Annotated in this window: 22 protein-coding genes, 1 other RNA gene and 1 riboswitch; of the genes, 11 read left to right on the top strand and 12 right to left on the bottom strand. The window is 64.3% G+C overall.

Annotation, left to right across the window (positions count from 1 at the left end):
* The first annotated feature begins 10 nt into the window (after nt 1-10).
* Together HHL14_RS08655 and cobA are read left to right on the top strand one after the other, a co-directional pair.
* Entirely contained in the window at nt 11-1327 is a 1317-nt protein-coding gene (locus HHL14_RS08655) for a sulfate adenylyltransferase subunit 1 (protein ID WP_169497171.1), read from the top strand.
* A gap of 120 nt (nt 1328-1447) precedes the next feature.
* Entirely contained in the window at nt 1448-2203 is a 756-nt protein-coding gene (gene cobA, locus HHL14_RS08660) for a uroporphyrinogen-III C-methyltransferase (RefSeq protein WP_169497274.1), read from the top strand.
* Between the two features lie 122 nt (nt 2204-2325).
* Here cobA and HHL14_RS08665 read toward each other — a convergent pair whose 3' ends face one another.
* Nucleotides 2326-4344, bottom strand: a complete 2019-nt coding sequence (locus tag HHL14_RS08665) for a hypothetical protein (protein ID WP_169497172.1) — start codon at nt 4342-4344, stop codon at nt 2326-2328.
* Here HHL14_RS08665 and HHL14_RS08670 point away from each other — a divergent pair.
* The gene (locus HHL14_RS08670; protein ID WP_169497173.1) at nt 4343-4588 is read left to right on the top strand and encodes a hypothetical protein; all 246 of its coding nucleotides are present in this window, start codon (nt 4343-4345) and stop codon (nt 4586-4588) included. The genes HHL14_RS08665 and HHL14_RS08670 overlap by 2 nt on opposite strands.
* A gap of 440 nt (nt 4589-5028) precedes the next feature.
* Here HHL14_RS08670 and HHL14_RS08675 read toward each other — a convergent pair whose 3' ends face one another.
* The 4 genes from HHL14_RS08675 to lptF all read right to left on the bottom strand — a co-directional run bounded on the left by HHL14_RS08675 (nt 5029) and on the right by lptF (nt 10477).
* The gene (locus HHL14_RS08675) at nt 5029-7263 is read right to left on the bottom strand and encodes a hypothetical protein (RefSeq protein ID WP_169497174.1); all 2235 of its coding nucleotides are present in this window, start codon (nt 7261-7263) and stop codon (nt 5029-5031) included.
* 542 nt (nt 7264-7805) lie between these two features.
* Complete coding sequence (locus HHL14_RS08680) at nt 7806-8186, bottom strand: sirohydrochlorin chelatase (protein WP_169497175.1); 381 nt, start codon at nt 8184-8186, stop codon at nt 7806-7808.
* Between the two features lie 41 nt (nt 8187-8227).
* The gene (gene lptG, locus HHL14_RS08685; RefSeq protein ID WP_169497176.1) at nt 8228-9376 is read right to left on the bottom strand and encodes an LPS export ABC transporter permease LptG; all 1149 of its coding nucleotides are present in this window, start codon (nt 9374-9376) and stop codon (nt 8228-8230) included.
* Nucleotides 9377-9379: 3 nt separating this feature from the next.
* Nucleotides 9380-10477 carry an LPS export ABC transporter permease LptF gene (gene lptF, locus HHL14_RS08690; RefSeq protein WP_169497177.1) on the bottom strand — a complete coding sequence of 366 codons (1098 nt, stop codon included), beginning with the start codon at nt 10475-10477 and terminating at the stop codon, nt 9380-9382.
* Between the two features lie 137 nt (nt 10478-10614).
* On the opposite strand from lptF, the gene HHL14_RS08695 reads away from it, so the two are divergent.
* The 3 genes from HHL14_RS08695 to HHL14_RS08705 all read left to right on the top strand — a co-directional run bounded on the left by HHL14_RS08695 (nt 10615) and on the right by HHL14_RS08705 (nt 13707).
* Nucleotides 10615-12126, top strand: a complete 1512-nt coding sequence (locus HHL14_RS08695) for a leucyl aminopeptidase (protein WP_169497178.1) — start codon at nt 10615-10617, stop codon at nt 12124-12126.
* 88 nt (nt 12127-12214) lie between these two features.
* Nucleotides 12215-12637 (top strand): DNA polymerase III subunit chi, encoded by a 423-nt coding sequence (locus tag HHL14_RS08700; RefSeq protein WP_169497179.1) that lies wholly within the window; start codon nt 12215-12217, stop codon nt 12635-12637.
* Between the two features lie 221 nt (nt 12638-12858).
* The gene (locus tag HHL14_RS08705) at nt 12859-13707 is read left to right on the top strand and encodes a DUF2486 family protein (protein WP_169497180.1); all 849 of its coding nucleotides are present in this window, start codon (nt 12859-12861) and stop codon (nt 13705-13707) included.
* Between the two features lie 171 nt (nt 13708-13878).
* On the opposite strand, the gene HHL14_RS08710 is transcribed toward HHL14_RS08705, so the two are convergent.
* Complete coding sequence (locus HHL14_RS08710; RefSeq protein ID WP_169497181.1) at nt 13879-14217, bottom strand: c-type cytochrome; 339 nt, start codon at nt 14215-14217, stop codon at nt 13879-13881.
* 191 nt (nt 14218-14408) lie between these two features.
* Nucleotides 14409-16082 (bottom strand): dihydroxy-acid dehydratase, encoded by a 1674-nt coding sequence (gene ilvD, locus HHL14_RS08715; protein WP_169497182.1) that lies wholly within the window; start codon nt 16080-16082, stop codon nt 14409-14411.
* A gap of 219 nt (nt 16083-16301) precedes the next feature.
* On the opposite strand from ilvD, the gene HHL14_RS08720 reads away from it, so the two are divergent.
* Complete coding sequence (locus tag HHL14_RS08720) at nt 16302-17342, top strand: LysR family transcriptional regulator (protein ID WP_169497183.1); 1041 nt, start codon at nt 16302-16304, stop codon at nt 17340-17342.
* 186 nt (nt 17343-17528) lie between these two features.
* Entirely contained in the window at nt 17529-18434 is a 906-nt protein-coding gene (lgt, locus tag HHL14_RS08725) for a prolipoprotein diacylglyceryl transferase (RefSeq protein WP_169497184.1), read from the top strand.
* A 157-nt stretch (nt 18435-18591) separates the two neighbouring features.
* On the opposite strand, the gene HHL14_RS08730 is transcribed toward lgt, so the two are convergent.
* The 5 genes from HHL14_RS08730 to HHL14_RS08750 all read right to left on the bottom strand — a co-directional run bounded on the left by HHL14_RS08730 (nt 18592) and on the right by HHL14_RS08750 (nt 21060).
* Nucleotides 18592-19317, bottom strand: coding sequence for an SIMPL domain-containing protein (locus HHL14_RS08730; RefSeq protein WP_169497185.1), 726 nt, complete (start codon nt 19315-19317; stop codon nt 18592-18594).
* A gap of 139 nt (nt 19318-19456) precedes the next feature.
* Nucleotides 19457-19915, bottom strand: coding sequence for an EVE domain-containing protein (locus tag HHL14_RS08735; protein WP_169497186.1), 459 nt, complete (start codon nt 19913-19915; stop codon nt 19457-19459).
* Between the two features lie 151 nt (nt 19916-20066).
* A non-coding RNA gene (gene ssrS / locus HHL14_RS08740) (6S RNA) lies at nt 20067-20248 on the bottom strand.
* A 141-nt stretch (nt 20249-20389) separates the two neighbouring features.
* Nucleotides 20390-20704: a cell division protein ZapA gene (locus HHL14_RS08745; RefSeq protein ID WP_169497187.1), complete on the bottom strand. Its 315-nt coding sequence runs from the start codon at nt 20702-20704 to the stop codon at nt 20390-20392.
* A complete protein-coding gene (locus HHL14_RS08750) occupies nt 20701-21060 on the bottom strand; it encodes an ATPase (protein ID WP_169497188.1) in 360 nt (119 codons plus the stop codon). The genes HHL14_RS08745 and HHL14_RS08750 overlap by 4 nt, the downstream gene beginning before the upstream one ends.
* A 218-nt stretch (nt 21061-21278) precedes the next feature.
* Nucleotides 21279-21537: riboswitch (cobalamin riboswitch) on the top strand.
* Nucleotides 21538-21625: 88 nt separating this feature from the next.
* Here HHL14_RS08750 and HHL14_RS08755 point away from each other — a divergent pair.
* The 3 genes from HHL14_RS08755 to HHL14_RS08765 are packed head-to-tail and all read left to right on the top strand — an operon-like array spanning nt 21626 to nt 25596.
* Entirely contained in the window at nt 21626-23617 is a 1992-nt protein-coding gene (locus tag HHL14_RS08755) for a TonB-dependent receptor domain-containing protein (RefSeq protein WP_169497189.1), read from the top strand.
* 51 nt (nt 23618-23668) lie between these two features.
* Nucleotides 23669-24745 carry a FecCD family ABC transporter permease gene (locus HHL14_RS08760; protein WP_169497190.1) on the top strand — a complete coding sequence of 359 codons (1077 nt, stop codon included), beginning with the start codon at nt 23669-23671 and terminating at the stop codon, nt 24743-24745.
* Complete coding sequence (locus tag HHL14_RS08765) at nt 24742-25596, top strand: ABC transporter ATP-binding protein (RefSeq protein WP_169497191.1); 855 nt, start codon at nt 24742-24744, stop codon at nt 25594-25596. Before HHL14_RS08760 ends, HHL14_RS08765 begins: the two co-directional genes overlap by 4 nt.
* Nucleotides 25597-25616 lie beyond the last annotated feature (20 nt).

Genomic DNA, 25616 nt, shown 5'->3' on the forward strand with positions numbered 1-25616 from the left:
TAATTCAATCATGAGCGGTATTCATCAACCAGAAGACCTCGGCGTGCTGCGTTTCATCACCGCGGGTAGCGTCGACGACGGCAAGAGCACGCTGATCGGCCGCCTGCTGTACGACAGCAAGGCTGTGCTGAGCGATCAGCTGTCGGCGCTGTCGCGCGCGAAGAACAAGCGCACGGTCGGCGACGAAATCGATCTGTCGCTGCTGACCGACGGCCTCGAAGCCGAGCGCGAGCAGGGCATCACGATCGACGTCGCGTATCGCTACTTCGCGACCGCGAAGCGCAAGTTCATCATCGCCGACACGCCGGGCCACGAGCAGTACACGCGCAACATGGTGACGGGCGCGTCGACCGCGCACGCGGCGATCATCCTCGTCGACGCGACGCGCGTGACGTTCGAGAACGGCGTCGCGCAACTGCTGCCGCAAACCAAGCGTCATAGCGCGATCGTCAAGCTGCTCGGCCTGCAGCACGTGATCGTCGCGATCAACAAGATGGACCTCGTCGACTACAGCGAAGCGCGCTTCAACGAGATCCGCGATTCGTACGTCGAGCTCGCGCGCCACCTCGGTCTCGAAGACGTGCGCTTCGTGCCGGTGTCGGCGTTGAAGGGCGACAACATCGTCACCGCAAGCGAGCGTATGCCGTGGTACGCGGGCCAGCCGCTGCTCGACGTGCTCGAAGCGCTGCCGGTCGAATCCGCGAGCGGCGAAGCGCTGCGCTTCCCGGTGCAGTGGGTTGCGCGTCAGGATGGCAGCCAGGCCGACGATTTCCGCGGCTACATGGGCCGCGTCGAGTCGGGCGAAGTGAAGCTCGGCGACACGATCGTCGTGCTGCCGGCCAATCGCGAAGCGACGGTGGCCGAGATCATCGCGCCGGTGATCGGCGGCACTGCGCAGGTGGACCGCGCGTTCGCCGGTCAGACGGTGACGATCCGTCTGGCGGAAGACGTCGACGTGTCGCGCGGCGATACCTTCGTGCTGCGCGAAGCGGCGCCGGAACCGGCGAAGAAGCTCGAAGCGGACCTGTGCTGGTTCGACGAGACGCCGCTATCGACGCAGCGCAAGTACCTGCTCAAGCAGACCACCAACACGGTGTTCGCGAAGATCGGCGCGATCAAGGAAGTGCTCGACGTGCATACGCTGTCGCAAGCGATCGACCGCAAGGAACTGACGATGAACGACATCGGCCGCGTGGCGCTGACACTGCAAAAGCCGCTCGTGTGCGACGCGTACGACGCGCATCAGGGCACCGGCGCGTTCGTGCTGATCGACGAAGCGACGCATCACACGGTCGCGGCCGGCATGATCCGCGAGTTTTCGGCGTAACAGCGCGGGCATAAGCAGTGACATAAACGCGCGCCGTCGGCGCGTCATGCAGGGCGGTGAAGGCGGCGCGCGATGCGCCGCTTTTGCCTCATGGACGCTCTAACGAAACAGGTTGAAGTGATGGGCAAGGTTTATCTGATCGGTGCGGGACCCGGTGCCGCGGACCTGATTACGGTGCGCGGCGCGCGTCTGCTCGGCACTGCCGATGTAGTGTTGCACGACGCGCTGGTCGAGCCGGCGATGCTCGACTACGCGCCGCGACACGCGAAGCGGATTGCGGTCGGCAAGCGCTGCGGACAGCTGTCGACGGCCCAGCAGTTCATCAACAAGCAGATCGTCGATGCGGCGCTGGAGCACGACGTGGTCGTGCGTCTGAAGGGCGGCGATCCGATGCTGTTTGGCCGCGCCGACGAAGAGATGCGCGCGCTCGAAGCGGCTGGCATCGACTACGAAATCGTGCCGGGCATCACCGCCGCACTTGCGAGCGCGGCTACGCTGAAGCGTTCGCTGACGTTGCGCGGCGTGTCGCGCAGCGTCGCGCTGGCGACCTTCAGCCGCGCGCCGGGCTCCGACGAAATCCGCGAGCAGGTCAACGCCGATTCGCTGGTGTTCTACATGGGCCGCGACAGCGGCGTCGAGATCGCGCAGCAGTTGATCGACGCGGGCAAGCCGGCGAGCACGCCGGTCGCGATCGTCGAGGCGTGCAGCACCGAGCGCGAGCGCATGCTCACGCTCACGCTCGAACAGCTGGCCGCCGGCGAAGCGCTGCGCTGGGTCGATGCCTCGCAACCGAGCCTGCTGATGATCGGTGCCGCGTTCGCGGCGCGGCAGGCCGAGCCCACGCTCAACGCCAGCGGTCTGCTGGTCGCGGCCTGACACGGCCGCTGACGCGCCAGCGCGGCCGCGCCGCCTGGCGCGATCCGGCCGCGCGGCGTGTCGTCGATTTCGCGCGGCGCCGCGCGCAACTGCGCCAGATTCCGTCGGTGCACATGGCCGCCTCAGTGAACCAGACTCAGATAATTGCCGCTCGGATACGCGGCATTCAGCCACGTCGACAGGCGGTTCAGCTGCGTACCGTCGATCCCTTCGCCGCGCATCAGCGGCACCTGATTCCACGTCCACGTCGGGAAATTCTCGATCGTCCCGCCCGATAGCGTGCCGTGCACGTAGTCGAGCGCGCACAGACTGCGAATGCTCCAGCCGCAGGTCGTCTCGTAGCTCACCGCATTCGGCTGACCCTCGCGCTGCCAGTTGCTCAGATTGAAACTCGTCGTCGTGTCGAGCCAGTTCGCGAGAAACGCGTTGACGACCGCCTGCTCGGTCGCGACGCTCGTGCCTTTCCACACGCCGTTCTGCCCGCCGCTCCAGACGTCGAGCGGGCTCGTGTCGCGCGTGGTCCAGCCCTGATTGACGTTGGCGACGCCGACGCCGTTGTCCATCTCCTGCGCACCCTTGAGCACATACAGGAAGTTGCGGATCGGCTCGGTGCGGCCGCTGACCTGATAGAGGTTGTCGAGCAGGCCATACGCGTATTGCCAGTCGACCGGCAGGTGCACGTTGTGCGCGCCCGAACCGGGATTGAGCAGAATCTGCAGGTAGTACCACTGGTTCGACTTCACGTATTGCGCGACCGAGCTGCCGAACATGCTATTGGCGGTGGGGAAGTTCAGGATATGCGGCGACACGTTGAAGATGACGCGCCAGTAGCCGCACCAGCCGCGCGCTTCCGGTTTCGGTGCGTGCTGGAGATTGACCCATGCGCTCGGGCAGCTCTGTTCGAGCGAGTACTCCTGCGCGAGCTCCCACGACTTCAGCAGTTGCCATTGCGCGGTGCCGTAAAGGTTCTCCTGCTGTGCGATCGTGTAGCTGCCGTTCGTGCCGGCATTGGGCGGCGCGAATTGCTCGCCGAACGCGATGCCCCAGCTATACAGGTCGTTGAAGATGTTGCCGGTCTTGCCTTGCGCGTAACTGGCGCCGCCCTGCGCCAGTTGGGTCTTCATGTTGAAGGTCGCGCTGCCGCTGCCTTCGCCCGCGTACAGCTTGTTCAGATTGCTGTTGGTGAAGTAGTCGCCCCACGCGTCTTTCGGATGGATGCGCGGCACCCAGTGATTCCAGTCGGGCAACTGCAAGCCGATCGGAATCTCGCGCAGGTTGATCTGGCCTCTGGTCGCGACCACGCTTCTGTCGACCACGCCGTTCGGGAAGATCGCGGCCAACGTGTCGAGATCGTTCTCCGACACGGCGCCGAGGCCCGCGCCGCAGGTCCAGTCGCTGAGCGGCGCCGAGTCGAGCCCGGGACCGGGTTGATACGGAGGATTCCACGGCCGGCAGTTGGCTCCCGGCGTCGGATACCGGTTCTTCAGGCTGCGGATATAGCTTGCGATCTGCGCGCCCTGAATGGCGCTCAGCCCATGAAACTGGCTGCGTACGATGATCGAATTGTTCGAGTAGTTGAACTTGAACAGGTCGCTGCCGCTCGCGCTATGACAGTCCATGCAATGCGCGCGTAGCTGATGGCTCGGGTTGATCGGCGATTCGTTGAGGGTGGCGCTTTGCCAGAGTTGCTTGCCGGTGGCGACATCGCTCGCGTTCGCGAGCGGCGCGGTCCACGCGGTCGGGTCGTCCTGCGTGAAGCTCGACGCGGCAATCAGTGGATTGCCGGCGCTATCGAGCAGATTGAACGACAGCACGCGATAGCCGGAACTCACGCCGTCAGTGCCATTGAAACGGAAGCTGATCGTGTTGGTGCCGTTCACCGCGCCTGTGATCGGCACGTTCAGGCTGATCGTGTCGTAGCCGCCGCCGATGCCGCCATACAGCTTCGCGTTGCCGAGCACGGTGACGCTCGCGTTGGTCAGCGTGATCCAGCTGCCGCCGTTGATCTGAACGGAAGCCTTGCCGTCGTACGACAGGTTGTTGACCTGCATCGTCAGCACCTTCGCCGATGCGCCCGCCGAAATTTTCAGCGTGGCGCTGACGGTCTGGCTGCTGCCCGCGCTCATGACTTCGAGCGGCATGACGATCGTGCTCGACGACGGGCGCGTTCTCGATGACGAGGACATGGCGTGGTCGATGGGCGTGTCGACTGCGCCGCTGCTGACGCTCGCATTGCTTTCGCCCCCGCCGTTTGCGCTGCCCGCGCCGTCCCCGCCGCTTGCGCCGCCTCCACCGCACGCGCTCAACAAGGTTTCGCTCAATACCGAAATGACGACCATACGATTAAGTCGTTTCATTATTTGCCTCTCGCAGAGAAAGCGGTAGCGCGGCATTACGTAAATGCCGTATCGCTTGAAACGATGAGTAAAGAGGATCGCCCGATTAAATTAATTATCGGGAGCAATACTCGACAGAATCAGAGGACGCAAAGAGTGCGTCGCGCGGCTGCGCGAAAAGGATAGAAGGTCGTGTGGCGAGGCACGCGGAACGCGCCTCGCCAGTTGACATTGCCTCGTATAGGTATGCACTGCATATTAGCCAATTTCCGCCAATTTCAAAGAAAAATTAACACTTTTCTTTGTCATTCGCGTAATGCGATGATTCGAATTTATTGGCCGGTTGAGTGGCGATTTGATTGATTTAACATTCGCCTCAATTAGGAATTGGGATTGCGGTTTTGAGATGAATGAAAGCCGCGAATTATGGTCGACCGCCCGCAATTGCGCGGGCGGTTCTTTTGGTTTTGTCGCGGCTCCGACGACGCGTCAGTTGCCGAGCAGATTCGAATAGTTACCGCTCGGGTACGCCGAATTGAGCCACGTGACGAGCCGGTTCAGTTGCGTGCCGTCGACTCCTTCGCCGCGCATCAGCGGCACCTTATTCCACATCCAGGTCGGGAAGTTTTCGACCGTCCCGCCCGATAACGTGCCGGGCACGTAGTCGAGCGCGCACAGGCTGCGAATGCTCCAGCCGCACGTCGTCTCGTAACTCACCGTATTCGGTTGGCCTTCGCGCTGCCAGTCGCTCAGGTTGAAGCTCGTCGTCGTGTCGACCCAGTTCGCGAGGAACGCGTTGACGACCGCCTGCTCGGTCGCGACGCTCGTGCCTTTCCACACGCCGTTCTGGCCGCCGCTCCAGACGTCGAGCGGGCTCGTGTCGCGCGTGGTCCAGCCCTGGTTGACGTTGGCGACGCCGACGCCGTTGTCCATCTCCTGCGTGCCCTTGAGCACGTAGAGGAAGTTGCGGATCGGCTCGGCACGGCCGCTGACCTGGCGGAGGTTGTCGAGCAGGCCATACGCGTACTGCCAGTCGACCGGCATCTGCACGTTGTGCGCGCCCGAACCGGGATTGAGCAGAATCTGCAGGTAGTACCACTGGTTCGACTTCACGTATTGCGCGACCGAGCTGCCGAACATGCTATTGGCGGTGGGGAAGTTCAGGATATGCGGCGACACGTTGAAGATGACGCGCCAGTAGCCGCACCAGCCGCGCGCTTCCGGTTTCGGTGCGTGCTGGAGATTGACCCATGCGCTCGGGCAGCTCTGTTCGAGCGAGTACTCCTGCGCGAGCTCCCACGACTTCAGCAGTTGCCATTGCGCGGTGCCGTAGAGGCTTTCCTGCTGCGCGATCGTGTAGCTGCCGCTTGTGCCTTCGTTCGGCGGCGTGAAGTTGTCGCCAAACGCGTCGCCCCAGTAGTACAGGTCGTTGAAGATGTTGCCGGTCTTGCCTTGCGCGTAGCTGACGCCACCCTGCGCCAGTTGGCTTCGCATGTTGTACGTCGCGTTGCCGGTCCCTTGGCCGGCGTACATCTTGTTCACGTTGCTGTTGGTGAAGTAGTCGCCCCATGCGTCTTTCGGATGGACGTGCGGCACCCAGTGATTCCAGTCGGGCAGTTGCAGCGCGATCGGAATTTCGCGCAGATTGATCTGGCTTTTGGTCGCGACCAGGCTTCTGTTCACCGCGCCGTTCGGGAAGATCGATGCGAGCGTGTCGAGATCGTTCTCCGACACGGCGCCGAGGCCCGCGCCGCAGGTCCAGTCGCTGACCGGTGCGGAGTCGAGTCCGGGACCGGGCTGGTAGGGCGGATTCCACGGCCGGCAGTTGGCGCCCGGCGTCGGATACTGGTTCTTCAGGCTGCGGATATAGCTCGCGATCTGCGCGCCCTGAGTGGCATTCAGCCCATGAAACTGGCTACGCACGACGATCGAATTGTTCGAGTAGTTGAACTTGAACAGGTCGCTGCCGCTCGCGCTATGGCAGTCCATGCAATGCGCCTGTAGCTGATGGCCCGCATTGATCGGCGATTCGATGAGCTGCGCGCTTTGCCACAACTGCTGGCCGGCGGCGATATCGCTCGCGTTCGGCAGCGGCGCGGTCCACGCGGTCGGGTCGTCCTGCGTGAAACTTGAAGCGGCGATCAGTTTGTTGCCGCCGCTATCGAGCAGATTGAACGACAGCACGCGATAGCCGGAGCTCACGCCGTCGGTCGTATTGAAGCGGAAGTTGATTGTGTTCGCGCCGTTCACCGCGCCGGTGATCGGCACGTTCAGGCTGATCGTGTCGTAGCCGCCGCCGATGCCGCCGTACAGCTTCGCGTTGCCGAGCACAGTGACGCTTGCGTTGGTCAGCGTGATCCAGTTGCCGCCGTTGATCTGGATCGAGCCTTTGCCATCGTACGACAGGTTGTTGACCTGCATCGTCAGTACCTTCGCCGCGGCGCCCGCGGGCACCTGAAGCGTGGCGCTGACGACCTTGCCGCTGCCCGCGCTCATCACCTCAAGCGGCATGATCAGCGCGCCCGAGGCGGAGAGCTGCGCGATCGTCGGCGAGGAGTCGGTCGAGCCCGTTGCGGCGGGCGATGCGATCGAACTGCCGCCCTGCGAGCTATCCGTGCCACCGTTGCCACCGCCACCGCCACCGCCGCATGCGCTTAGAACCGTCGCACTCAGAAGTGCGATGCTCCATACCTTAACTATTAAAACGCGATCGAGTTGTCTCATTAATTGTCTTTTGGAAAATTGGGCGGTATGGCATCACGGATGCCGTATGGCCAGCGGAGTTAAATGGCAAGCGTTGTCCCACGCAATTGCTTCTCGCGAAGCAGTGCTCAAGGGCGCTAATTGACGGGAAATTGCATCACGCGAATGCACGCAATGACGGACGACCGTCGCGGCAGCGCAAGCACGATGTGCCGTGCCTTCTGGCGCGGCTTGGCCTGAAGTCTACGTACCCTTTGTGTCAGATCGAGTACGGCATCTTAGATAACTTCGATTCGTTTCAAAAAAAGAAAATTGTATCTTTTCTTAAATTCGCATAATGCGATGATTAAATCCAATTTATCTCTAAAATTTAAATGGAATTAATTTTATGTTTGGAGATATTCGAATTGGTGAATTGATTTTGAGATGAAAGAGGTTTGAAACTTCTTTTGCGGATTCATTGTGGGTCATTGTGCGGCCTATTCCGGTCCATTCCGGTCGCGTCAATAGGGCGGGGGGCGCCCCGCGAGCGTGGCGCCTCGACGACCGGAATGGAAAGGGAATCAGAGTTGCCGCAGGCAGTACTGCGCGAGCGCATCCAGCACGGCGTCATCCTCGCCGACCGCCACCGCGCAGCGGATCTCGACGGCGGGATGGGTGGCGCGGCATTGATCGATGAGCGCCGGCAAATCCTTGCGAATGTGGCCGCCTTGCCCGAAGAACACCGGCACGACGGTGATCGTGTCGCAGCCTTGCGTGATGAGTTGGGCGGTGGCCGTCGGCAGATCGGGTTCCATCAATTCGAGGAAAGCGACAGCGACGGCCTGCGCGTCGCCGCTCGCCGCGCGCGCGGTGCGCAGCTTGTCGGCGAGTCGCTCGAACGGCTCGCGCCAGCGCGCATCGCGCGCGCCGTGGCCAAACAGAATCAGTCCATGCATCGCCATCGTGTCGACTCCCGATTCCGATGAGGGTCTCGCGGCCTGCCTCAGTGCCGGTCGACCCACTTCAGGCCGACGAGCCCGAGCACCAGGTAGATGAGCCCCGGCGTTGCCGCCGTCAGTGGTGCGGGCCACGTATTGAGCGTGCCGATATGCGAGAACAGCGTGTTGAACAGCTGGAAGCTCATGCCAAGCATGATGCCGCCGAACACCTTCACGCCGACCACGCCGGCGCGCGTATGCAGATACGCGAACGGCAGCGACAGCACCAGCATCACGAACACCGCGAACGGATACAGGATCTTGCGCCACAGCGCGATTTCATAACGCTGCGTGTCCTGATGGTTCTCGGTCAGATGCTGGATGTAGCGGAACAGATTGAACATCGACATCCGGTCCGGCGACACCAGCAGCACCGACAGAATCTGCGGCGTCAGCTCCGAGCGCAGCGAATACTCGGGCAACGTGACCTGATTCGCGCGATACACCGGATTGAGCGCATCGGCGGGCGTGCTCGAAGGCGGCGGCACGTCGACCAGTTGCGTGTCGGTCACGCCGGTCAGCAGCCAGTGGCCCGGCGGCTGATAGCGGCCGCTTTGCGCGATCCGCACGTTCGAGAGCCGGAATTTCGAATCGAATTCGTAGATGCGCACGTTGCTGATCGTTGCGTCGGGCCGCAGTTCGCCGACGTTGACGAAGCGCGTGACCTGCTCGCCGTCGGCGCGCTCGGTCAGCGTGTCCTTGACCCACACGCCCGACTGGAAGTTGCTCGACACCGACGAGCCGAGCGCCTCGAGCCGCACGCGCTCGGACAGCTGATCCGTGTACGGGCCGACCACTTCGCCGATCAGGTAGGTGAGGAACACGAGCGGAATGCCGATTTTCAGCAGCGAGCGCAGCGCCCGGTTGGTCGCGAGACCCGATACGCGGAAGATCGTGTATTCGGAGTTCGCGGCCATCTGCGCGAACACGTAGATCGCGCTGATCAGCGCGGCGACCGGAATGATTTCGTAGAAGCGCGACGGCGTTTGCAGCGCGACGCGTAGCACCGCGTACTGGAACTTGTAGTTGCCGTGGCCGATCGAATTCAGTTCGTTGATCAGGTCGAAGAAAAAGAACAGACCCGAAAAAGCAAACAGGATGAAGACGAACGTGAGATAGATCTGACGCGCGAAATACCTTTCATAAATGCGCATCGGTCAGGCTCCCTGCGAACGGCTGAACATGGCGCGCGTGAAGAGCGGCCGGTTGCGCACGCGTAGCCAGAAGATGACCGTGACGATCGCCGCGACGATCACGTGCAGGATCACGAGCCCGAGCCCGAACGACATCTTGCCCTGCTCGATCCACGCCTGCACGACGTTCAGCAGGTTCGAATAGGTGAGGTAGATCAGCACGGCCATCACGAGGTTGATCGTGCGGCTGCGCCGCGGATTCTGGTGGGCGAGCGGAATCGCCAGCAGCATCAGGTTGATCGCGATCAACGGCAGGCCCGCGCGCCACGCGAATTCGGCGAGATTCTCGTTGGTCGGATTGCGCAGCAGCGTGAGCGTCGGCAAGCCGGTGGTGGTCGGCGTATTGACGACCGGCTGGCTCTGGATCTTCACGCCGTAGCGCTCGAACTCCATGATGCGGAAGTCGGGGTGGCCCGGCTCGCCGTCGTAGCGGCGGCCGTTTTCCAGCACGACGAAGCGGTCGCCGTTCTTGTGCGTCTCGACGTGGCCATTCTTCGACACCACCACGTTGACCTTGCCGCCCTCGGTGCTGGTCACGAACACGTTTTCGACGTGCCCCTGGTCGGGCGACATCTTCTCGATGAAGAACACCCGGTGCGTGGTGGGCGATTCGCGGAATTGCCCCGGCGCGAGCAGCGAGACCTCGTCGCGCTGCTGGAAGCGCGCGCGGATCAGCTTGCTCTGCTGGTTCGACCACGGCCAGCCGACGAACACGAAGAAGCAGATCAGGATGATGATCGGCGTGGCAAAAATACCGATCGGCTTGATGAATTGCGTGAGACTCACGCCCGAGGACAGCCACACGACCATCTCGGAGTCTTTGTACCAGCGCGTGAGCACGAACAGGATCGACACGAACAGGGTCGCGACGAGCATGATGGCCAGATAGCCGATCACGGTGAGGCCGATCAGGACCAGCACGTCGCGCGGGTCGATCTCGCCCGAGGCCGCGAAGCCGACGATGCGGATCATCATCGTCGTCAGCACGAGCGTGAGGAGAACCATGAACACGGCACCCGCCGTGTACGCGAGTTCACGCTGAAGGGAGCGTTCGAAGATCATTATTGATGACGAGAGGGGGCGCTCACGGCAACGCGCGGGTTCGGTCCCGTCACGCCTCCGGTGCAGCCGCCGCGGGAAAAATAGCGGATAATTGCGGCTTTCATCCTAAGCCCTGATTTTATCCGAGGACAAGCGCGATGGACTTTAGCATAAAAGCCTGTGATTGGACCAAAGGCTCGACGAACGGTTTCCTGACCGGGAAATCCGATTGCATCGTGATCGGTGTGTTCGAGTCGCAAACGCTCTCGGGCGCTGCGCTGGAGATCGATGAAGCGACGCGCGGCCTGCTCACGCGCATCATCAAGGCGGGCGACATGGACGGCAAGGCCGGCACCACGCTGTTCCTGCACGAAGTGTCGGGCATCGGCGCATCGCGCGTGCTGCTCGTCGGTCTCGGCAAACAGGACGCGTTCAGCCAGAAAGCCTACGGCGACGCGGTGCGCGCCGCGTGGCGCGCGCTGCTCGGCACGAAGATCGTGCAGGTCACGTTCACGCTCGCGCAACTGCCGGTGCTCGAGCGCGGCTCGGACTGGTGCGTGCGCGCCGCGATCCTCGCGCTGCGCGAGCTGACCTACCGCTTCACGCAGATGAAGAGCAAGCCGGACAACACGCCGCGCGCGCTCAAGCGCATCGTCTTCAGCGTCAACACCGGCGACGAAAAGGCTGCCAAGCTGGCCGCGAAGCAGGGCGCCGCGCTCGCCAACGGCATGGACCTGACGCGCGACCTCGGCAATCTGCCGAGCAACGTCTGCACGCCGACCTACCTCGCGAACACCGCGAAGAAGCTCGCGAAAGACTGGAAGCTGAAGGTCGAAGTGCTCGGCGAGAAGCAGTGCGAAGCGCTGAAGATGGGCTCGTTCCTGTCGGTCACCGCGGGCGCGGTCGAGCCGGCGCAGTTCATCGTGCTGCAGTACCAGGGCGGCGCCGCGAAGGCCGCGCCGGTGGTGCTGGTCGGCAAGGGCGTCACGTTCGATACCGGCGGCATCTCGCTGAAGCCGGGCGAGGGCATGGACGAGATGAAGTACGACATGTGCGGCGCGGGCTCAGTGCTCGGCACGCTGCGCGCGGTCGCCGAGATGGGCCTGAAGATCAACGTGGTCGGCATCATTCCGGCCGTCGAGAACATGCCATCGGGCACGGCCACCAAGCCGGGCGACATCGTCACCAGCATGAAGGGCATCACGATCGAGGTGCTCAACACGGACGCCGAAGGCCGCCTGATCCTGTGCGACGCGCTGACCTACGCGGAGCGCTTCAAGCCGGCCGCGGTGATCGACATCGCGACGCTGACGGGCGCCTGCATCATCGCGCTCGGCCATCACAACAGCGGGCTGTTCTCGAAGGACGACGCGCTCGCGGGCGAGCTGCTCGATGCATCGCGCGAAGCGTCCGACCCGGCATGGCGCCTGCCGCTCGACGACGAGTATCAGGACCAGCTGAAGTCGAACTTCGCGGATGTCGCGAACATCGGCGGACGTCCGGCGGGCAGCGTGACGGCGGCGTGCTTCCTCGCGCGCTTCACGGACGCGTACCCGTGGGCGCACCTCGACATCGCGGGCACCGCGTGGAAGAGCGGCTCGGCGAAGGGGGCGACCGGCCGGCCGGTGCCGCTGCTCGCGCAGTTCCTGATCGATCGCGCCGGGCAATGACGCAGTGCGGTAAGCGCGCGCACGGCGCGCGGCAAGCGAGGCGTCAAGCCGGGCATCAGGCTGAGCATCAAGCGGGGCGGAGCGGCCGATGACGAGAATCGACTTTCACTCGAACGTCGGCGATTCGCTGCTGTACGCGTGCCGCCTCGTGCGCAAGGCGTATCTGGCGGGCCAGCCGCTCGTCGTGCTGGCCGAGCCCGCGCGTCTGCGGGCCTTCGACGAAAAGCTGTGGACCTTCTCGCCGCTCGATTTCATCCCGCACTGCATGGCGGGAACGCCGCTTGCGGCCGACACGCCGGTCGTGCTGGCCACGAATCTCGACGACGTGCCGCATCACCAGGTGCTGCTCAATCTCGGCGCGACGGTGCCGGCGCAGTTCGCGCGCTTCGAAAGATTGCTCGAAGTGGTCGGTAACGCACAGGACGAACTGGTCGCGGGCCGGGATCGCTATCGCTTCTATCGCGATCGCGGCTATGCTTTGAACAACTACAAGCAGGGCGGCGACGCGTGATTTTTCGCGCGGCGCGGCGGGTCCGGTAGCTTGACGGGCCGGCGCGTAGCACGAGGTCCGCCCTGTCCGGCATTGCCGATACCGTCTGTTATTCCGCGCTGCACCTATCGTCGGGCGTCGCTGCTGCGAGGTGATGACGTCTGAGGTGGCGCTAGCGGTGGCTGCGGCGCGCGGCATGCGGACAGCCCGCTTTGGCTTCGACTCAAACACGGAGAGCGCACGTGTCCGATCCCAACGACAATTCGATTCCAGTCCTGAACGAGGTCATCGTGCCGGGTCGCGCGTCACAGACGCGCGATACGTCGGCCGATGCCGGCGCAGCGGTCGCGCCTGCAGCCCAGTCGGGCGCTGAACCCGCCGCTCAGGCCGTTCCCCCGTCTCCGACACCGCGCGAGCCGACGTTTCGCACGGAGCCCGCGTTCGTGCCGCCTCCGGCGCAACAGGCCGAACCGGTGCTCGCGCCCGAGCCCGTGCTCACGCCGGAACAGATGGTGTCGCCGGCGCCTGTGCTGGCGCCGGCGCCGCTGTCCACGGCGCCGGCCGTGCATCAGGACCGGCCGCCGGCATCGACCGAGGCGCAAGCCGAGCTGCATCAGCCGCACGTGGCCGATCACACGCATGCGAAACAGCGCCAGCGTCCGCATCACGGTGTGCATGTCCGCCATGGGCATGAAGACGTGCATGAAGACACGTCGGTGTCGCCGGGCGTGTTCGATCGGACCGAGCCGGCGATCCCGCTCGAAGCCGGCGCGACCGTGCCACCCGATGTCGGCAGCGAGGCCGCGCAAGACGTGCCTCGTGACGTGCCTCAAGACGCCGCGCAAGCCGCCGAGCCGCCGCTCGATACCGACGCGATCGCCGAACGTCTGCGTGGCCGCTTCGCGAGCTTCCTGACGGGCGACGGGCGCGGCATCATCGAGGCGCGTTGCCGCGATGCGTTGCAGCAGCACACGAACCTGCTGGTGACGCAGATCACCCGCGAAGTCGCGCAGACGCTCGAAGCCGAGATGACCGGCTGGGTACGCGAAGCGGTGGAAGAGGAGCTGGCGCGGCACGCGGGCCGCGCGTGAGAGCGTGGGAAGGGGCTGCGGGAAGGATTACCTGAAGGACTGCCTGAAGGATTACCTGAAGGACTACCCGAGGCGGAGCAGGGAACGGCGCAGCCGCCGGGCGCCGTGAGCAAATCACGTCATTCGGCGGTCGTGCGCCTTTATCGCAACTTTTCCATCAACACGCCGCAATTACTTCAGCGTCAACACCCAGGCCGCCAATGAGGCCGCCTGATCGGGCGTCAGCTGCGTATTCGCGGGCATCGGCACCTGGCCCCACACGCCGGTGCTGCCGTCGAGAATCTTGTGCTTCAGGTAGGTGGCCGCGTCCTCGCGTCCCGCGTATTTCATGGCGACGTCGTGCAGCGCGGGCCCCATGAACGGACGCGTGACCGAGTGGCAGCTCATGCAGTTCTTCTGCTGCGCGAGCGCGAGGCCGGTGGCGGTCTCTGCATGGGCGGGACGGGCGACGCTCAGGGCGGCGGCAAGCGCAACAGCGGCGGCTACGGCTGCATACGACAGCGATTTCATTGTGGTCTCCGCCGGTGCGAAAGCCCGGCCTGTGGTGCACGCATTATAAGAGCAAAGGGGCGCACGTTTTTTTCGTGCGCCCCTTTGCATTGTGGCGTCGCGCGACGGTGGCCGGCGCCGCTTTGGGCGCTTTGTTCGGCACTGTTATCGGCTGTGGTTGACCTCGCTCAACCCGCCGTTCAATTCACCTCTCAACCCGTCACCGCCCCCCGGTTCGCCGGCTGCGCAAGCGTGAAGTACTTCGCCATCACGCCGCGCGTGTAACGCGGCTGCGGCGCCTGCCATGCGGCGCGGCGGCGCTGCAGTTCGGCGTCGTCGATGTTCAGTTGCAGCAGCAGTTTGTGCGCGTCGATCGTGATCGAGTCGCCCTCCTGCACCAGCGCGATCGTGCCGCCGACGAACGCCTCAGGCGCCACATGCCCGACCACCATGCCCCACGTGCCACCCGAGAAGCGGCCGTCGGTGATCAGGCCGACCGTCTCGCCGAGCCCCTTGCCGATGATCGCCGAGGTCGGCGCGAGCATCTCCGGCATACCGGGCCCGCCCTTCGGGCCAAGGTAGCGCAGCACGACGACATCGCCGGCGACGATCTTGTCCGCGAGGATCGCTTCGAGCGCGCTCTGCTCATCGTCGAACACGCGCGCCGGGCCCGTGATCACCGGATTCTTCAGCCCGGTGATCTTGGCGACCGCGCCGTCGACGGCGAGATTGCCTTTCAGGATCGCGAGGTGGCCCTCGGCGTACAGCGCCTTATCGATCGGGAAGATCACCTGCTGATCGGCGCGCGGTTTGCTGGGCACGTCCTTCAGTTCTTCGGCGATTGTCTTGCCGGTGATCGTGATGCAGTCGCCGTGCAGCAGGCCCGCATCGAGCAGGATCTTCAGCACCTGCGGGATGCCACCGGCCTTGTGCAGATCGGTCGCGACGTACTGCCCCGACGGCTTCAGGTTGCAGATCACCGGCACCTTCTTGCGCATCCGCTCGAAGTCCTCGATCGTCCATTCGACCTCGGCCGCATGCGCGATCGCCAGGTAGTGCAGCACCGCGTTGGTCGAGCCGCCGGTCGCCATGATCAGCGCGACCGCGTTTTCGATCGACTGCTTCGTGATGATGTCGCGCGGCTTCAGATCCTTCTTGACCGCTTCGACGAGCACGCGCGCCGACTCGGCCGCCGAGTCGACTTTCTCCTGGTCGGGGTTGGCCATCGTCGATGAATACATCAGCGACATGCCGAGCGCCTCGAACGACGAGCTCATCGTATTGGCCGTGTACATGCCGCCGCACGAGCCGGTCGACGGGCACGCGTTCTTCTCGATGCCCTCGAAGTCCTCCTCCGACATGCGTCCGGCGGTGAATTCGCCGACCGCCTCGAACGACGACACGATCGTCAGATCGGTGCCTTTCCAGTTGCCCGGGCGGATTGTGCCGCCATACACGTAGATGCCTGGCACGTTGATGCGGGCAAGCGCGATCATGCCGCCCGGCATGTTCTTGTCGCAGCCGCCGATCACGACCACGCCGTCCATCCATTGCCCCTGCACGCAGGTTTCGATGCAGTCGGCGATCACCTCGCGCGACACCAGCGAATATTTCATGCCCTCGGTGCCCATCGACATGCCGTCCGAGATCGTCGGCGTGCCGAAGGTCTGCGGGTTCGCATCGGCGCGCCTGATCGCGGTGACGGCCGCGTCGGCGAGGCGCTGCAGGCCGGCGTTGCACGGCGTGATGGTGGAATGGCCGTTGGCGACGCCGATCATCGGCTTGTCGAAGTCTTCTTTCTGGTAGCCGAGCGCGTAGTACATCGAGCGATTCGGCGAGCGTGCGACGCCCTGGGTGATGTTTTTCGAACGACGGTTGTAGGCCATGGGGAAGCTCCAAGTCTGTCGGTTCTGTTGGTTCTGTCGGTTCCGTTCGTCAGTCAGCCGGGCCGCGTGGGGACCTGCGGCTGCGTCGGGGGATGCGCGCGGCGGGTGCTCGCGCGCGCATCCGTTCAGTGTAGTGCCGCCAGGCGTCGCGGACAGACGGTTTTGCGTAGCGCGTGCCGCGTGTATTATTCGCCCTTATTCAGGTCGAAAAAAGTATTAATGCTGCCGACGATTCCCGATCTGCGCCAGTTGCGCTACTTCGTTGCCGTCGCCGAGGAAAAGCACTTCGGCCGCGCGGCCGCGCGTCTGTCGATGACGCAGCCGCCGCTGTCGCAGGCGATCCGCGCGCTCGAGGAGACGCTCGGCGTCGAGCTGTTCGCGCGCACCAAGCGCTCGGTCGAGCTGACGGCGGTCGGCGCCGATCTGCTGCCCGAGGTCCAGCGGCTGCTGGCGGCCGCGGAAGGGCTGCGGCCGCTCGCGCAGAGCCTTGCGCGCGGCGAGGCGGGGGTGCTGTCGCTCGCGTTCGTGTCGACCGCGGACTACGGGCTGTTGCCGCTGTTGCTGCGCGATTTCGGCGTGCGCCATCCGCGCGTGCGGCTCGAGCTGACCGAGGCGACCAGCGACGTGCAGATCGAAGAGCTGGTGGCCGGGCGCATCGACGCCGGTCTCGTGATCGCGCCGCTGCCGTCGCGTCACGCGGCGCAATTGTCGTGGTTGCCGCTCGCGCGCGAGCCGCTGGTGATCGCGATGTCGACGGAGCGCGCGGCGCGCTTGCAGAGTGGCGCGCAAGCCGACGGCAAGGGCCGGGCGAAGGGGAGCGGCAAAGGCAGCGTTAAAGGCAACGTCGAAGACAACGCTGCCGTCGCTCAGGACCCCACAGCCGAATGGCTCGACGTGCCGGTGAGCCTGCGCGATCTCGCCGACGCGCCGCTCGTGATCTTCCCAAGGCGTCTGGCGCCGGGCTTTTATGACATCATTATGGATTGCTACGGCGTCGCGGGCCTCACGCCGCGGATCGGCCAGGAGGCGATCCAGATGCAGACGATCGTCAGCCTCGTGTCCGCCGGCATGGGCGTCGCACTGGTGCCGCAATCGTTGCGTAACCTGCGCCGCACGGGCGTGGTGTATCGGCCGCTGTCGGAGTCGGTGCCCGCGATCGAGACCGGTCTCGTCTGGCGCACGGACGAGGTGAGTCCGGTGCTGGCGGGCTTCATCGAGATCGTGCGCGCGCATGCGGCGACGGTGGCCGCGCGTCTCTAGTCGTGCCGCCGCGAACGCAATGCGAACGGCGGCGTCCAATGCAGGCACGCGGCGCGTGCTAGCGTCGTGCCCGCTGCCGCTGCTTGCGGGGCAAGTGGCGTGCCGTCGTTGATCATTCTGTAAGGCCGCTGCGGTAAAACTGCCGCTGCAAAACGCTTCTGAACCTGAACTGCCCATAACTACACGATGCTCATTCACCCCAATTTCGACCCCGTCGCCATTCATCTGGGGCCGCTCGCCGTGCGCTGGTATGGCCTGATGTACCTCGTCGCGTTCGTCGCGGCGATCGTCGTCGGCCGGTTGCGGCTGCGCTTGCCGTACGTCGCCGCGCAGGGCTGGACCGCGAAGGATATCGACGACATGCTGTTCTACGGTGTGCTGGGCACGATCCTCGGCGGCCGGCTCGGCTACGTGCTGTTCTATAAGGCGAGCTTCTATTTCGCGCATCCGCTCGACATCTTCAAGGTGTGGGAAGGCGGCATGTCGTTTCACGGCGGCTTCCTCGGCGTGACGCTCGCGATGGTCCTGTTCGCGTATCAGCGCAAGCGCTCGTGGCTGCAGGTGACGGACTTCGTCGCACCGATGGTGCCGACGGGTCTCGCCGCGGGGCGCCTCGGCAACTTCATCAATGGCGAGTTGTGGGGCCGCGTGACCGATCCGTCCGCGCCGTGGGCGATGCTGTTTCCGGGCGCCGCGCCCGACGACGCCGCGTGGCTCGCCGCGCATCCGCAACTGGCCGCGCAATGGCATCTGAATGAGGTGTTCGCGCAATATCACATGCTGCCGCGGCATCCGTCGGAGTTGTATGAGATCGCGCTCGAAGGCGTCGCGTTGTTCTTCGTGCTGATCTTCTTCGCGCGCAAGCCGAAGCCGCTCGGCGCGATTTCGGCGATGTTCCTGATCGGTTATGGCCTCGCGCGCTTCACGGTCGAATTCGCGCGCGAGCCGGACGACTTCCTCGGCCTGCTCGCGATGGGGCTGTCGATGGGGCAATGGCTGTCGCTGCCGATGATTCTCGTGGGCATCGGTCTGCTGGTATGGGCGTATCGCCGCGGCCGCCGCGAGCCGACGCAGGCGGTGAGTGCGAGCTGAACCACCGCGCAACCGTAGCTGAGCGGCTCGGCGGATCGCGTTGATCACGCAATGAGCCGTCTGCAATGAAAAACGCCACGGCATGTATTCATGCCGTGGCGTTTTCTATTGGCGCGCGTGCATCAGCGCACGCGTTGCCGCTCGCACGGCGCACGCATCACTTCATCTGCACCGAGCCGGACACGTTGACCGTTACCGTCGACGTACCGCCTTCTAGCGGCATCGGCGCGGACTTCGCGTCGGCACCCATCGCGCGCGCGCTCATCATCATCACCGGACGCGGCATCACGCCGCTGTGATTCACGTTGACCTCGCGGATCGAATAGCTGCTAAAGCCGAATGCCTGCGACGACGACGCGGCCTGCTCGCGGAACGACTTGATCGCCTCGCCGGTGAGCCGCTGCTCGGCGGCGCGCTGCGCTTCCGGCGACAACGAAAAACTCACGTTGCCGACCTGCATGATCGATGCCATCTGGCCGGCCAGTTTCGAGGCCGCCGCGAAGTCGCGCGATTCGAGCACGACTTCCGTGCGGCCGCGCCACGCGGAAATGCGGCCGTCGCGATCCGTCGACGGGAAGATCGAGAACGCGCCCGAGCGCGCGGTCACGCCGCTCACGCCGCGCGCTTTCTGCAATGCCGCGTCCGCGCGTTGGTTCAGCGTCGAGGTCAGCGACGACGGATCGCTCGCTTCCTGCTCATAAAACAGCGTGATGTCGACGACGTCCTGCGGTACTTCAGCGCTTGCCTGCGCGTTCAGCGACAGCACGCCCGCCGGCTGCGGCATGACGCTCTGCGCGCGTGCGACGGTTGGACTCAGCGCGAGCGCGACCGATGCAGTGCAGGCGAGAGCGAGTGCGAGGGCCCGTGCGGCTTTTTTCGTCATTACTGGACTCCTTGTTGGAACAGGTTGTGCACATTTGACGCCAGCGCCGAGGTGGCGCAAGGATTGCGGTTTCGCCGGGCGCGGCACGTGGAACGCCGCACGCGACTCCAGCGCAAACGGAATTACCTCTAATTCGCCTTTAAACAAGCTGTTTAGTGATGAAGCGCCATTCGGCTTCGGTGACGGGCGTGATCGACAGACGGTTGCCTTTCGCGAGCACGCGCATGTCCTGCAACTCCGGATGCTCGCGCAGCGCGGCAAGCGGAATCAGCGGAATCTTTTTCTTGAACACGACGTCGACGAGCATCCAGCGCGGCGTTTCCTGCGACGACTTCGCGTCGTAGTACGGGCTCTTCCTGTCGAACTGGGTCGGGTCCGGATACGCGCCCGACGAGACTTCCGCAATCCCCGCAATGCCGGGCTCGGGACAGCTGGAGTGGTAGAACAGCACACCGTCGCCGAGCTGCATGATGTCGCGCATGAAGTTGCGCGCCTGATAGTTGCGCACGCCGGTCCACGGCAATGTGCGATGCGGGGCGTTGGCGAGATCGTCGATGCTCGCTTCGTCCGGTTCGGACTTCATCAGCCAGTAGCGCATGAATCGAATTGAACGTTAGAGATGAGCGTTAGAGAGTGAACGACGCGAAGCAGGAAACAGGCGCCCGCACAGAAAGCCTCAGCGGCCACCGGAAAAAACGGCGCCCAAAAAGAAAAACGGCATCGAACCGAAGTCCGACGCCGTTCCAGATAAGGTCCCCGCCTTAGCCGCTAGGCCGGCATCCTGAACCGAGGGTTCAGAATTGGTCGCAGTTAGCAACACTTCGGGTACATCAGACAGAGTGACGCGCACACCCGTGCTACAAATTTCCGCAACCGTGCACATGGCATTGGTTCAAGGAATATATGACCTTGGCGAACCAGGCAGGGAAGCTAAACCGATGAAGCTACTTCTATTCAAACTTTAGCAACTGAATTCAAACGTTTGCCGCGAACTGTTCACTCACTTCACAAGCATTGTATTTGAAGCTACTTCGTTGAATACGTGACCGGTGCAAACCGGTCGACAACTTATTTACTGCAAGCTGTACTGCTCAATCACAGTACCCAGCTGTTCGTTCATTTGCTGCATTGTACGCCGGATTTCTTCAGCAGGAAATGCTTCTCCGTGACGCACGCTGTTTTGCAGCTTAAGCAGTTCCGATGCCAGCGACAGCGCAGCCATGACCGCAATACGATCCGTGCCGCGCACGTTGCTGTTGTTGCGGATCTTCTTCATTTCCGCGTCGACGCGCGCGACCGTTTCAAGCAGCGCGCCTTCCGTTTCCGGCGAGCAGGCGAGACGATAGGGGACGTCGAGAATCGAGACTTCGATCTGCTTGGTGCTCATGCGTTTTCTCCGTGGCGGCTTACGTCGCTTTCCGCTTCCTCGCCTTCGGGCTGAGCGGCCTCGAGCAGATCGAGCTGGTTATCCGGTTCGCTGCTTGCGCGGGCACGCGGCAATTTTTCGAGAATCGCATTCAGGCGCACCTGAGCGTCGTCGATCTTGGCGGACAGCGCGTCGCGTTCCGCTTGCAGCGCGTCGCGCTCTTCGCGCAATTGCGCGAGTTCCGCACGCGTAGCGTCTGCGTCCGCGCGCGATTGCGCGAGCTGCTCTTCGAGCGCGAGCCGCGCTTCGTGGTGGCGTTGGCTGATCGCTATCAGCTTGCCGATATTCTGGGAGAGTGATTCGAGTTCGGTGAGCATGTGCTGCGTCCTCTAAAGACATCGCATTTTAGCGCGGAATATTGCAGGTTCCGACAATTGTCTCGTTTCGAGACGTAACAACATTGCTTCGTGCAGGTTCATCGCGCCGCGTGGGTCGACTGTCGGCGGAAAAAGCAGGGATCCATCGGACAATAATCGGTGCTTAACGGAACGCATTGCGCGCGATTGACCTTTCTTGACGCTGTGCGACGCCGCTCCTAAACTTCCCGCACTCTGGTGCCAGTGCGCGTTTTTCGGCGCGCACAGTTAAACGGGAAGCAGGGCGCGCGTGGTCTCGAGACCGCTGGCGCGAACCTGCGCTGCCCCCGCAACGGTAAGCGACCGCATGAACTCATGCAGGTCGGTCCTGATCGCAGGTTCGAAGTTCAAGGTGCGAGTGTGCCACTGCGCGTCAAGCGTGGGAAGGCTGGACCGATGTGTCGTAGCCCGGATACCGGCCAGAGAAGAGGGACGTCCCCCGCGAAAACGTTAAACAAGGGACGCCTCGTGACGCGTCGGCCTGCGGGGAAGCAGGCCGCGCATGCTGCCCACAGGAACTTCACCGATGTTGTCCCCTATCGCCCGCGCGGCGCTGCTCGCCTTCGCGAGCCTGCCGCTCGTCGTGCACGCGCAAAGCGCCGAGCCCGCGGCACCTGCCGCGTCTTCGTCCTCCTCAGCGTCGGCGGTCGACGCAAACGTTGCAACGGATGCGCCAGCCGGCGCAAACACCGGCACCGCAAACGCCGGCACCGCAAACACCGGCACCACAAATGCAACGACAGCCGTCGCCCCGGCGATCGTGCTCTCGCCGGTCGTCGTCACCGCCGGGCGCGGACCGCAAGCGCTCACCGACGCGATCCCGCAAACCACGCTGTTCGATCAGCAGGATATCGCCGACACCACCGCCACCGATCTGCCCGGCCTGCTGCAACTCGCGCCCGGCGCGCAAATCACGCGTACCGGCAGCCCCGGTTCGACGACGAGCCTCTTTCTGCGCGGCGCGTCGTCGACGCAATCGCTGTTGTTGATCGACGGCGTGCGCGTCGATTCGGTGGGCCTCGGCTCCGCGCAACTCGCGCAGATTCCGCTCGATCAGATCGAGCGCGTCGAAGTGGTGAACGGCAACGTGTCCGCGTTGTACGGCTCGGGTGCGATCGGCGGCGTCGTGCAGGTGTTCACGAAAGACGGTGGCGATCATCCGCCGCGTTTCAATTTCTCGGTCGGCTACGGCAGCTATCACACGCAGACGCAAACCGCCGGCGTGAACGGCGCGCTCGATCAGGACGGCCGCACGACCTTCAGCATTTCGCTCGCGCGCAGCAAGACCGACGGCTTTTCGTCGCTCAATCCGAACGAGGCGCCGGCCGCGAATCCGAATGCGAACGGCTATCTGAACGAGAGCATCTCGGCGTCGCTGCGTCATAAGTTCAATGACAATTGGGATGCGGGCGTGCGCTATTTCCAGTCGAACGGCAACAACAGCTACGACAACGCGTACGGCGAACCGACCGATCTGAACAACCTGTATAGCAAGGTGCGTCAGGTGTCGGTGTTCGCGAACGGCAAGCTGACCGACTGGTGGACCACGCACTTCACGATCGCCGAGGGCGACGACCGCAGCGTGTCGAACACCAACGGCATCTACAACGGCCGCTTCGATACCGACAATCGCCAGTACACGTGGCAGAACGATTTCGCGCTCGCCGCGAACCAGAAGCTGCAGCTCGGCTACGAACATCTCGACCAGAGCCTCGACTCCGACACCTTCGCCGCGCCCGACCGACACGTCGATTCGGTGTTCGCGGGCTATACGACGCGGTTCGGCCGCAACCAGATTCAGGCCAACGTGCGGCGTGATCAGTATTCCGATTTCGGCGGCGCGAACAGTTACTATCTCGGCTACGGTTTCGACATCACTTCGCACTGGAAGGCAACCGCAAGCTATTCGGACGCGTTCCGCGCGCCGAGCTTCGACGATCTGTACTATCCGTACAGCGGCAATCCGTCGATTCAACCCGAGCGCAGTCATTCGGTGGAGGCGGGCTTGCAGTACGCGTCGACTGCGCTCGGCGTGCTGCGTTTGAACGCATTCCAGACGCGCTATACGAATCTGATCCAGTACGTGCAGACGATCCCCGGCATCTATCTGGCCGAGAATGTCGGCCATGCGAAGGTGCAGGGACTCGAAGGCTCATGGAGCGGTCATGTCGGCAAGACCGACGTGCGCGCATCGGTGACGCTGCAAAATCCGGTCGATCTCGACAACGACGTCGACCTCGTGCGACGCGCGCGGCGCTTCGCGTCGTTCGCGGTGAATCGCAGCATCGACGGCTGGCGCGTGGGCGGCGAGTGGATCGTCAGCGGGCCGCGCACGGATACGGCCGGCAATCTCGGCGGCTACGGCATCGTGAATCTGTCGGCGCGCTACAACATCACGAAAGCGTGGTACGTGAGCGCGCATATCGACAATCTGCTGAACAAGGACTATGAGACGGTCTACTCGTATAACTCGCCGCGACGCGGTGCGTACGTCACGCTCGGTTGGCAGCAGCAGTGATGCACGCGCGGTCGTGCGTGTCGCTATGCGCACACGCGTGAGCACTCGCGGATGAACCGTGCGTCCGCGTCGCTGCCCGCCACCGTGCGCTCGCCGCCGACGATGAGCGCGAAGCGCGCGGCCGCGATCTGGCTCGGGCTCGCGCTGGCCGCGCTGGCGGTGCTGGCTGCGTCGCTCGCGCTGGGCAGCGTGCCGCTCGCGCCGTCGCGCGTGTTCGCGGCATTGATGCCTTCGCATGGCTTCGGTAGCGTGGTCGGCGGTGCAGGGGCGGACGATCTGGCCGGCGAAATCGTGCGCACGCTGCGCTTGCCGCGCGCGCTCGCCGGCTTTGCGTGCGGCGCCTTGCTCGCGCTCGCCGGCGCGCTGCTGCAGGTGCTGCTGCGCAATCCGCTCGCGGAGCCGTATGTGCTCGGCGTATCGGGCGGCGCGGCGACGTTCGCGCTGGTCGCGATGATCGCGGGCGGCGCGTGGTGGATCGTCGACGCCAGCGCATTCGCGGGCGCGTTCGTGTCGATCCTGCTGGTGCTCGGTCTCGCGCGCCGCGAGTTGTGGCGCGGCGAGCCGCAGGACACGTCGCCGCGTCTGCTGTTGACCGGCGCGGTGCTCGCGGCCGGCTGGGGCGCGCTGATCACGCTGCTGCTCAATCTCGCGCCCGACAGCCGTCTGCGCGGCATGCTGTTCTGGCTGACCGGCGATCTCAACGGCGGCGCGCTGCCGTGGCCCGCGCTGCTGGCGCTGGCGTTCGCATTGTTCGCGATCGTGCCGGTCGCGCCGCGTCTGAACGTGCTGCTGCGCGGCGACGCGGCCGCGCAGGCGCTCGGCGTCGCGGTGATGCCGCTGCGTTTGCGCGTGTACCTGGTCGCGTCGCTGGCGGCGGCTGCCGCGGTGACGACCGCGGGCACGATCGGTTTCGTCGGCCTCGTGGTGCCGCACATGCTGCGGCTTGCGTTCGGCAACGATCAACGCATGCTGTTGCCGGCGGCCGCGCTCGGCGGCGGCGTCGCGGTGATGGGCGCGGATCTGATCGCGCGCACGGTGATTGCGCCCGCGCAATTGCCGGTCGGCGTGATTACGTCGCTGGTCGGCGTGCCGGTGTTCCTGTGGATGCTGCTCAGGCGTCGCCGATGATACGCGCCCACTCCACCTCGTCGGTCGCGATGCTGAGCGCGCAACGCGTTACCTTGCGCGCCGGCGCGCGCACCTTGCTCGACGCGTTCACGCACACCTTCCACGCGGGCGAAATCTGGTGCATCGCCGGACCGAACGGCGCGGGCAAGACGACCTTGCTGTCGACGCTCGCGGGCCTGCTGCAGCCGGCAGCGGGTCATGTCGAACTCGAACGCGTGCGGCTCGCCGACTGGCAGCCGCAGGCGCTCGCGCGGCGTCGCGCGTTGATGCCGCAAAGCGCGACCGATGCCTTCAGCGCCAGCGTGCTCGACATCGTGTTGCTGAACCGTTTCCCGCATCTGACCGGCTGGGGCTGGGAGCGCGACGAGGATCGCGCGGCCGCGCGGGCGTCGCTCGATCTGCTCGGCCTCGCGGAATTCGCCGCACGCGACGTGCTGTCGTTGTCGGGCGGTGAGCGTCAACGGGTCGCGCTCGCGGCGGTGCTGTGCCAGGACGCGCCGCTGCTGCTGCTCGACGAACCGCTGTCGCATCTGGACCTGCATCACCAGATCGACTGTCTCGACGCACTGCGTGCATGGACGCACGAGACCGCGCAGCAATTGCCGCGCTGCGTGCTGTTCTCGTGCCACGATCTGAACCTCGCGCGCCGTTTTGCGACGCATGCGTTGCTGCTCGATGGCGCCGGCGGCGTGTATGCCGGCCCGGTGCGCGACGTGCTGACGCCCGAACTCGCGAGCCGCGCGTTCGGCTATCCCCTGATTCTGATTCGCGATGGCGAGCATGAAGCGCTGATTCCCGCGCCGCGCTCGCATCGGGAGTCGCAGGTCGGCCATGACACGAAGTCAGGCTGACCTTTCCCCGACACTCTCTT

The sequence above is a fragment of the Paraburkholderia antibiotica genome (assembly GCF_012927125.1).
GTDB classification, from domain to species: domain Bacteria; phylum Pseudomonadota; class Gammaproteobacteria; order Burkholderiales; family Burkholderiaceae; genus Paraburkholderia; species Paraburkholderia antibiotica.